Annotated in this window: 6 protein-coding genes; 4 read left to right on the top strand and 2 right to left on the bottom strand. The window is 54.0% G+C overall.

Going from position 1 to position 8369, the window contains the following annotated elements:
• Together VFE46_01060 and VFE46_01055 are read right to left on the bottom strand one after the other, a co-directional pair.
• Nucleotides 1–272: hypothetical protein (locus VFE46_01060; protein HZZ26566.1), on the bottom strand; the 272-nt coding region annotated here is incomplete at its 3' end.
• Between the two features lie 15 nt (nucleotides 273–287).
• Entirely contained in the window at nucleotides 288–1346 is a 1059-nt protein-coding gene (locus VFE46_01055) for a PEP-CTERM sorting domain-containing protein (GenBank protein HZZ26565.1), read from the bottom strand.
• 905 nt (nucleotides 1347–2251) lie between these two features.
• Between VFE46_01055 and VFE46_01050 the strand changes: the two genes are divergently transcribed.
• The 4 genes from VFE46_01050 to VFE46_01035 all read left to right on the top strand — a co-directional run.
• Nucleotides 2252–3469, top strand: a complete 1218-nt coding sequence (locus tag VFE46_01050; GenBank protein ID HZZ26564.1) for a DUF1559 domain-containing protein — start codon at nucleotides 2252–2254, stop codon at nucleotides 3467–3469.
• Between the two features lie 241 nt (nucleotides 3470–3710).
• The gene (locus VFE46_01045; GenBank protein HZZ26563.1) at nucleotides 3711–3968 is read left to right on the top strand and encodes a hypothetical protein; all 258 of its coding nucleotides are present in this window, start codon (nucleotides 3711–3713) and stop codon (nucleotides 3966–3968) included.
• A 262-nt stretch (nucleotides 3969–4230) separates the two neighbouring features.
• The gene (locus VFE46_01040; GenBank protein ID HZZ26562.1) at nucleotides 4231–4659 is read left to right on the top strand and encodes a hypothetical protein; all 429 of its coding nucleotides are present in this window, start codon (nucleotides 4231–4233) and stop codon (nucleotides 4657–4659) included.
• 97 nt (nucleotides 4660–4756) lie between these two features.
• A partial coding sequence (locus VFE46_01035; GenBank protein ID HZZ26561.1) for a LamG-like jellyroll fold domain-containing protein occupies nucleotides 4757–8369 on the top strand: 3613 nt, incomplete at its 3' end.

Genomic DNA, 8369 nt, shown 5'->3' with positions numbered 1-8369 from the left:
CTGCTGCCAATATCGGCATCGGTTGGAGTCGCTGTATAAAAGCCATTAGTATCCTCCGTGGTTGTGGCGCCGGAGCCAAACGGCGGCAATACCGTGGTCGTAGCGTTATTGCCTGACCAATTGAGGTGGTTGAACCAATCGGTGGTGTCGCCACCAACGGTAGTGTCGTTACCCAGAAACGAAATCGTGCCGTAGCTGGGCGATACCGCAAATCCGAAAACGATAGCAGACCCCACCGCTACGCAAATCCAGCGCAATTGAATTCCTAACATTGCAATCCTCGCCTTCTATGTTCCTCGAACCTTCTTTCGTCGACGATAAGCGCCCAGGCCCAAAGCGCCCGCGCCTAAACCCATCATAACCAACGATGCCGGCTCCGGCGCCGGTGTGAACACAACGGACAATGCATTGGCATCCATCAACGACGCCACGCTGCCGGTTTCGCGCCAGCCGAAAGCCAGAGAATCAAACGAGGTAGTCAACAAATTGCCGCCAGTGACTCCAGTAACCGATTGGGTTGAAATCGGCACGCCACCCACGGTGTTGCCGGCGTACAGGCTGGTGGTAATCGATGCCGTGTTCGGCCCGGCGCCCGTCAACGTAATATTAAGGTCTTCCGTGTAGATATTACCTGATGTAAGAGTTACCGAAGGGGTTGTTGACGAACCGCTCAGATTTGTGCCGGCGGGATTATGGAAGCTATTGCTCGCGCTGAAGTTGTTGCCCAACAGATCTTGGTTGGTATTGTCCGTGCCTGTTTGAGCAGAGCGGTTTAAAATTTTTGAACTGCCACCGGTGAAAAAGATGGCTCCCACATAGCCCTGCCAATTTTGGGCTCCGCCTGTGGGATCGGTTGTCGCCGTGGTAATTGCGGCGTTTTGCAAATCGGTCTTCGGTGCAACCGTGCCGGAATTAAACAATCCAAACATAACTTGGCCGCTGGTCGTAGAGCTACTCGTCAAAATGCCGGTGTTTGTGAACGTGAGAATAAAATCAATCGAGTCACCGGCATTTGCGAGTGCAACCGGCGATGTCGTAAACTGCGCCTGGGCTTCCTCGAGTCCACTACTGGTGGAAGCGATCCCAAATTTTAGATGCCCCGTCCCGATCGTGGCAGCAGGGTTTTGTGCTTTTGACGAGGCGATGGCATAGCCCGTCGAGGTGGACGTGGGGGTAGGGTACGTTCCGGTTGGAATGGTACTTGTTGAGAAGTCGTCGCTGAAAATAACAGTGGCCAGGGCACTCCTCGTTAACAGCGAGAAAGACGATGTCGCGATGCCGAGAATTAACGTGGGCGCGTACAAACCACGCCACACTGTTGGAAGAAGCGATCGATGCCGACTCATTAGACACCTCCAGAGATGTTAACTCAGCGGTGCGCGGCCTCTTCCACAATTACGCGCAGGCCAAAGAAGCGATAGTAATTCCCCGAGATACCCCCCGGTATCCTTCCCTTGTATATACGTAGACTCGCTGGGCGTGTCAACAATTTTGCAGGAAATTTGAGTATTTTCCCACGCCGACCGATGAGGTTCCCCTGCACAGACGATGGGGGCATAACAGCTGCCAGGACTCAATTTCGGGAAGTAAGTCGGCGCTGGCCGGCTATTGGCCACGTAGCCCTACCAATTGAAACGACCGTCGGTAGTGATGCATTTTGAAGTGAACTGCATTGGGTGGCCGGGGTCGAGTGCCGCCGAGCCCCCGGAATGCTGCCCGCTGGGGGCTCCCTTCGGTCGACCCCAGCCACCCTGCGGAAGCAAAGTGCATCACTACCCGACCGTCGGTCATCGCCTAATTTGAAGAAATGTAGCGGCGTCTATCCCTAGACGCCGGCGGTTTTCTCGAACAAAAACGGCTGAGGACAGCCGTCACTACATCGCTAAGCGGCCAAATTAGGCGACGACCCAACTGTCGGTTTCATTGACTCTCCCACCGACTTTGCTTATACATAGTGTTAGTAATCTTGCCTGGACGGGGGGTCTGGGAGTCTGATTCTTTAGTTCGGGTGTCTGCGCCGACTTTGCTTTGACGCGAACCGCTTTTTCCTGGCGTTTTGTGTCGACGTAGCGCCGGCATACATGGGGAATATCGGCGTTCTCGTTCGCTGCCTGGGATGCCGCAGCGGCCGGGAACGATTTCGCATTGGTTTAAGTTGAATCGTTGGCCATGCCCTGGCCGCCGCACGTCCTCGCGCCGGCGCATGTCGCTAGGTTTGCGTTATCATCCTTTCGTTGTAAGGAAAACGGTCATGACTGCTGCTTCAGTCACGTCGACCAGGAACCGCTCGCGCCGGGGCTTCACGCTGGTCGAACTGCTCGTGGTGATTGCCATCATCGGCATTCTGATTGCGCTGTTATTGCCCGCCGTGCAAGCGGCGCGTGAAGCCGCCCGCCGCAGCCAATGCACTAATAATTTGAAGCAAATTGGCCTGGGCTTACATAACTTCCACGATGCGGACAAACATTTTCCACCAGGAGTCAATGGTAGAGATCAAAAGAGCACGGATCCAAGCAAGGCGGGCCCAAGCACTTATAACGGCGACGCAACGTTCGGTTGGGGAGCATTCATTTTGCCGTTTGTTGAGGAAAAATCCATTTACGAAGCCCTCACTTCTGCCAGCGCCACCTATACCAAGAGCGGCACGGACGGCAGCACTCCAGACCCAAAAATGTTGAACTATGATTGGCAGAACTTTGATCGATCGAAAAATGCTGGCTCGCCGGTCGATATGTATCGCCGAGATAGCGGCGCCTCCGGAGTTTACGCTAGCACGGTTTTAGATGCGCCGAATGTTTATCAATGCCCTAGCGACGGCGGCATGGGACAGACGAATCAAATGATGAACAATTTGTACGATAGCATGGACCCTGCGGCCAGGCCCTATGGAAAGGACATCGCCGCAAAATCGAATTACGTTGGCGTGGCCGGCAATCGCGGCGCCTATGCGGAAGATACGCTTAGTGGCACAGGAACCGCTCCGTTTGCCTACACCTGGGATACCATGCTGCCGCCCGTTTCAACCGACACCATGGGCGTTTTCTATTATAACAGCAAAACGAAAATCAAAGACATTACCGATGGCACCAGCAAAACGTTAATGCTGGGCGAGCGCGACAGCAGCTATTTCAGCAATTACACCAAGCCCTGCGGCACGCGCGGACGAATGGCTTCGCTCTGGGCCGGCCCGACTGAGGAACGCTACGTTCCTCAGTATCTGGCCAATGTGGGCGACAACACCGACAACGGCGGCGCCTATTTAATTAATTCGGTGATCCCCAGCACCACGGCGGGCAGTTGCGGCGGCGCTTCCAAGCAGACCGAATATGCCATCGGCAGCTTGCACATAGGTGGCGCCAACGTTGCCTTCGCCGACGCCTCAGTGCACTTTATTTCTGAAGCCATCGATCCTGCAACCTGGAAAGCCATGGGCGGAATCAACGACGGCCGCCTGCAAAAGGATTTTTAAATTGCGTCAAAACAAAAAGCAGATCAATCAAGCTTGGTTGAGCTTAGTCTAGCTGTCTACTAATTTCTGCAAACCTGTCGATGCCGCTATGATTCCATTCCATCATTTGAAACCGGACCGGTGGGTTTGTCTCGCGGGTAGCATGGCACTATTGCTTTCAGGTTGCAGCTCAGACGAGGTTCCCTTGGGCACTGTATCGGGCCATGTAACGAAAGCTGGCACACCGCAGAAAGGCCTTTCAGTGATTTTCGAACCCGTCGAAGGAGGCCGTGGTTCGGAAGGCCTTACGGATGCCAGCGGCTATTACGAATTGGGCTTTGCCGCTCGAAAAGGCGCAATCTTGGGCAAACATAATGTGACGGTTGAAGTCAAAGAGCACACCAACGAAGCCGGTATTGTTACCCGGCCAGCGGAAAAATTTCTCAGCGCCGAGCGCGACGTGCAATCCGGCTCCAACAACTTCGACTTCGATGTTGCTGAAAAAGGCGAGAAGCAATAGCTCCGCCAATTCCTTCGACGCACTTAGTCCAAGCGTTGCAGCCATGCTACCGCCAGTCGCCGCTGAGTTCGAAGGCGGCCCGTATTGGGTAAGAGCCGGCCACAAGTTATGCCCAATCCCCACAGGCGTGGCCCAAAAAGTGCCTTGTGTTGTATGCCGCCATATAATATACAGATGAACAGTATATTTCCATAGTTCCGTATATTTCCAAATTGCACTGCGGAGGTTGGCCGGGGTCGAGCGCAGCGCCCCCCTGGAATTTGTGGCCAGCTTTGGGCTCACCGACCATTCGCCTGCGGCGAACGGTGCCCGCGACCACAGCCACTTCCGTAAACGCAAGTACAAAACGGTCAACAATTCGCCAACAATGAACATCGCAGGACGCAAATTGAATCGATTCTGTCGCCCGCCGGCGCATGGCAAACCGCGGATTTGCGGTGCCGGAGCGAGCGCGGCCCTGACGAAACAGGTCGATTTTGTCCGGAGAATAAAAACCCGGGACAAAACCAATTTGCAGGGTGATATCGGCCGGCGGCGCGGCGCTCGATTTAATCTCGCTTCCCATCCTGAAGTACCGGAGAGAGGACTTGAACCTCCACACCCTTGCTGCATCAATAATCATGGCAACTTCGGGACAATCTTCTATTATCCCATTTCGATTATTTGCACTAAGGTTCAAATCATCTATTGAGAGTCTGCAAATGTTCACCAAAAGATTGCAGCCCAAGGAAGCAGAGAATAAGATGTCGGATGCGCGATGAGTCAGACTAACGAGAACGGGAGCGGCAATGAAAAAGCTTAAGGCGGCAGATCGTCATGCCTGGCGAAGGAGTTCTGGGAACGGTGTAAATGCGATATGCCTTTTTGCTTTTGAGGCGCTGGAAACACGCGCGCTGCTGTCGGTGAACGTACTGACTTGGCACAATGACAACACCAGGCAAGGGCTTAATTCTAATGAAGTAATTCTCAGCCCTGCCAACGTCAACAGCAGCCAATTCGGTGAGCTGTTCTCTTACCCTGTCTCGGGGCAAGTTTACGCGCAGCCATTGTACGTTTCGAACCTGGTGATACCGGGAAGGGGAACGCTAAACGTAGTTTTCGTCGCCACTATGACCAACGATGTTTACGCGTTCAACGCCGACGATAATTCCGGTGCCGGCGAAGGCCTTCTATGGCACGTCAACCTGGGAACGCCGGCCGCGGTGCCCAGCCCGTACATCGGCAATCGTTACGGGCCTGATCACGACACTACTCCTTATGTCGGTATTACCAGTACCCCGGTAATCGACTTGTCCACCGATACGATGTATATCGATGCCTTCACAAACGATGTAGTAGGACAAGATGTTTATTCGCATCACATCCACGCCCTCGATATCACGACAGGCGCTGATAAAGTTACTCCCATGCTCGTCACGGCATCGGTGCATGGCAATGGCGTCGGTGGGAACGGCACAACCGTGCCATTTCAGGCCGACAAAGAACTGCAAAGGGTTGCGCTCACCTTACTTAACGGCGTTGTTTACGCCGGATACGGCGCATTTGCAGACACCGACCCGTATCACGGCTGGATTCTTGGGTTCAACGCCTCCACGTTGCAATTGGTCAGCGTTTTCAATACAACACCCAACCTCGACACGGACACAAATGCAGGCGAAAGCGGCCTCTGGCAGTCCGGAGCAGGGTTGGCGTCTGATGGAGTGCAGCTATATACAATCTCCGGCAACGGCGACTTCAATGCCACGGTCGGAGATTACGGCGATTCGTTCATTGCCATCATGCCGGACAATAGCACGTCAGCAGATCCGAACATCAATGGCTACGGTTTGGACGCCACTGATTACTTTGCTCCTTTCAACGAACAGGCGCTGGCCGATGCCGATGCTGATCTTGGATCGGGCGGACCACTGATAGTTCCCACACAGTCGGGCCCGAACCCTGATGAAATCATCGGCGCAGGCAAGCAAGGAATCATTTATGTTGTCAATCGTGACAACATGGGACAGCACAGTGCCTCAACCGACAATGTGATCCAAGAGGTTTCTCTGGGGCATGGCGAGTGGGGCAGCCCAGCCTACTTTAATTCATCTGTTTACTATCATGCAGTTGGCGACGTCCTCAAGCGTTTCACACTTACCAACGGCCTCCTTTCGGCAGCACCCGCTGCCCAGAGCACGGTTGTCTACAATACCCAAGGGGGAACGCCAAGTATTTCCGCCAACGGCACCACCAACGGCATTGCGTGGGATGTGCAATGGGATGCATCACACCAGGTTTTGCATGCTTACGATGCCACTACGCTGACCGAGCTGTACAACAGCAACCAAAACGCTGCCCGTGATCAGATGGGTGCAGGCGTGAAATTCATCACGCCAACGATCGCCGATGGAAAGGTTTTCGTTGGCTCGTCAGGAGCGCTGACGATTTATGGCCTCCTAGTTCCGGTGACAACTCCGCCTCTGGCGCCTACGGCGCTCATGGCGTCTGGAATCACTTCGTCGCGCGTGAATCTTACCTGGGTAGACAACTCTAACAACGAAAGCGGTTTTAAGATCGAGCGATCGACCGACGGCGTAAATTTTAGCCAAGTTGCACTGATGGGAGCGAATTTAACCAGCTATACCGACACTACCGCTATTGCTAATACGCAATATTACTATCGTGTTCGCTCGACAAATATTATCGGCGATTCAGATTATTCCAATATCGCCAATACCACCACGCCGCCCACGGCGGGTGCAATTGATTTTTACCACTTAGATACAGGCACTGGCGCCTTGGTGCTCGATTCCGCTGGCTCCAACAACGGAACATTAATTGGCAGCACATTGCCGCAGTGGGTGACTCCCGGCGAGTCCGGCGCAGCAGCTTTATCATTTAGCGGTAACGGCGCCTACAATTCCGCAACTAGTCAATCCGCGGTACAACTGGCGAGCAATCTGGCGAATGTCCTGGGTACGACCAGCACGTTGGATGTGTGGATCAAGACGACACAGGTAGGTTCCGAGTTGCACTATGCCGCCCCAGCGATCACCGGCGCCGATGAAACAGGCAGCGCCAACGACATTGACTGGGGTGTACTCGACGCTACCGGACGAATTGGACTTTATGTCGGCGATTCCGGCGGCGTTTTCAGCACCGATCCGGTGAACGACGGCCAGTGGCACAACATTGCGATGACGCGCGATGCCACGACCGGCATACTGCAGCTTTATATCGATGGCGTGCTGAACGCTACAGGCACTAGCAACAGCGGCGCCAAAACCGCTCCGTTTAAGTTGATTGGCGCGCTTTCGGATGTGGCGGCCGATGGTGTCACGTTTACCGGCGGCAATTACTTCAACGGCCAGCTCGACGAGTTGAGCATCTACAATCAGGTGCTTGGCCCGAACGACATTGCAGGCATCTCGCGGGCTCCCAATGCACCCACGCTGCTAACGGCCACGGCCGAAACTGGTCCGGTAGCACACCTCACTTTTACTAGCCCATCGACTTATGCTCTTAATTTGGAAATCGACCGCAAGACAGGCGTCAACGGAACCTACACGCCGTTGGTTACTCTATCGGCTAGCGCGACGATGTATGACGACACTACGGTGCAAACAGGCACCTCGTATTACTATATTGTCAAAGCAATCGATGCTGCTGGAACATCTGCCGTATCCAACGCCCTAAGTGTAACGCCGCCGGCGCCAACGGTCGTGGCCCGATCCATTTTCTACAACGACAGCAGCTTTGACGGAGAAAATGGCTCATCAAATTTGACCGATCTAAACGCCATCGCCACTGATAAGCAAGCGCTTCTGCCCGGCGAAACTGCTACGTTTGCAAACTACACGAGCTATTCCAAAGGCATCACCGGAATCATGATCGATGTGGCGAATCTCGTAGTGTTGCCCCGGCCGGATGACTTCGATTTTCGAGTCGGCAACGATAACGATCCCGACAATTGGGCCATGGCGCCAACTCCCTATCTGATTAACACGTATCCAGGCCGTGGACCAGGTGGATCGACGCAAATCACGGTGGTGTGGAACGATAACGTCTTACAAAACGAGTGGCTCAAAGTAACGCTATTGGCTCAGCCGCATCTGGGATTGCTTGCGGATGACACCTTTTACTTTGGGAATGCCATTGGCGATACGGGGGACAGTACCGCCGACGCCCAAGTTACGGTCAACGATGTGGCCCGTGTTAACGCCAACAATACTACCTCAGCATCAGTAGTTAACATTTACGATATTAACCGCGATGGTGTCGTGAATTCTCAGGATGCGGCAATTGTTAATAACAATCAAACTACTGCGGCCAGTTCGCTCCAACTGATTTCGCTGGCGGGAACAATACCCACCGTCACCACACCGGCCAGTGCGGTGCCCAATCCTGTTAACAGTACAACCG

It is taken from the genome of Pirellulales bacterium (assembly GCA_035656635.1).
Taxonomy (GTDB): domain Bacteria; phylum Planctomycetota; class Planctomycetia; order Pirellulales; family JADZDJ01; genus DATJYL01.
Note: the sequence above shows the minus strand (reverse complement) of the source record. Positions and strands in the feature narration are given on the sequence as shown.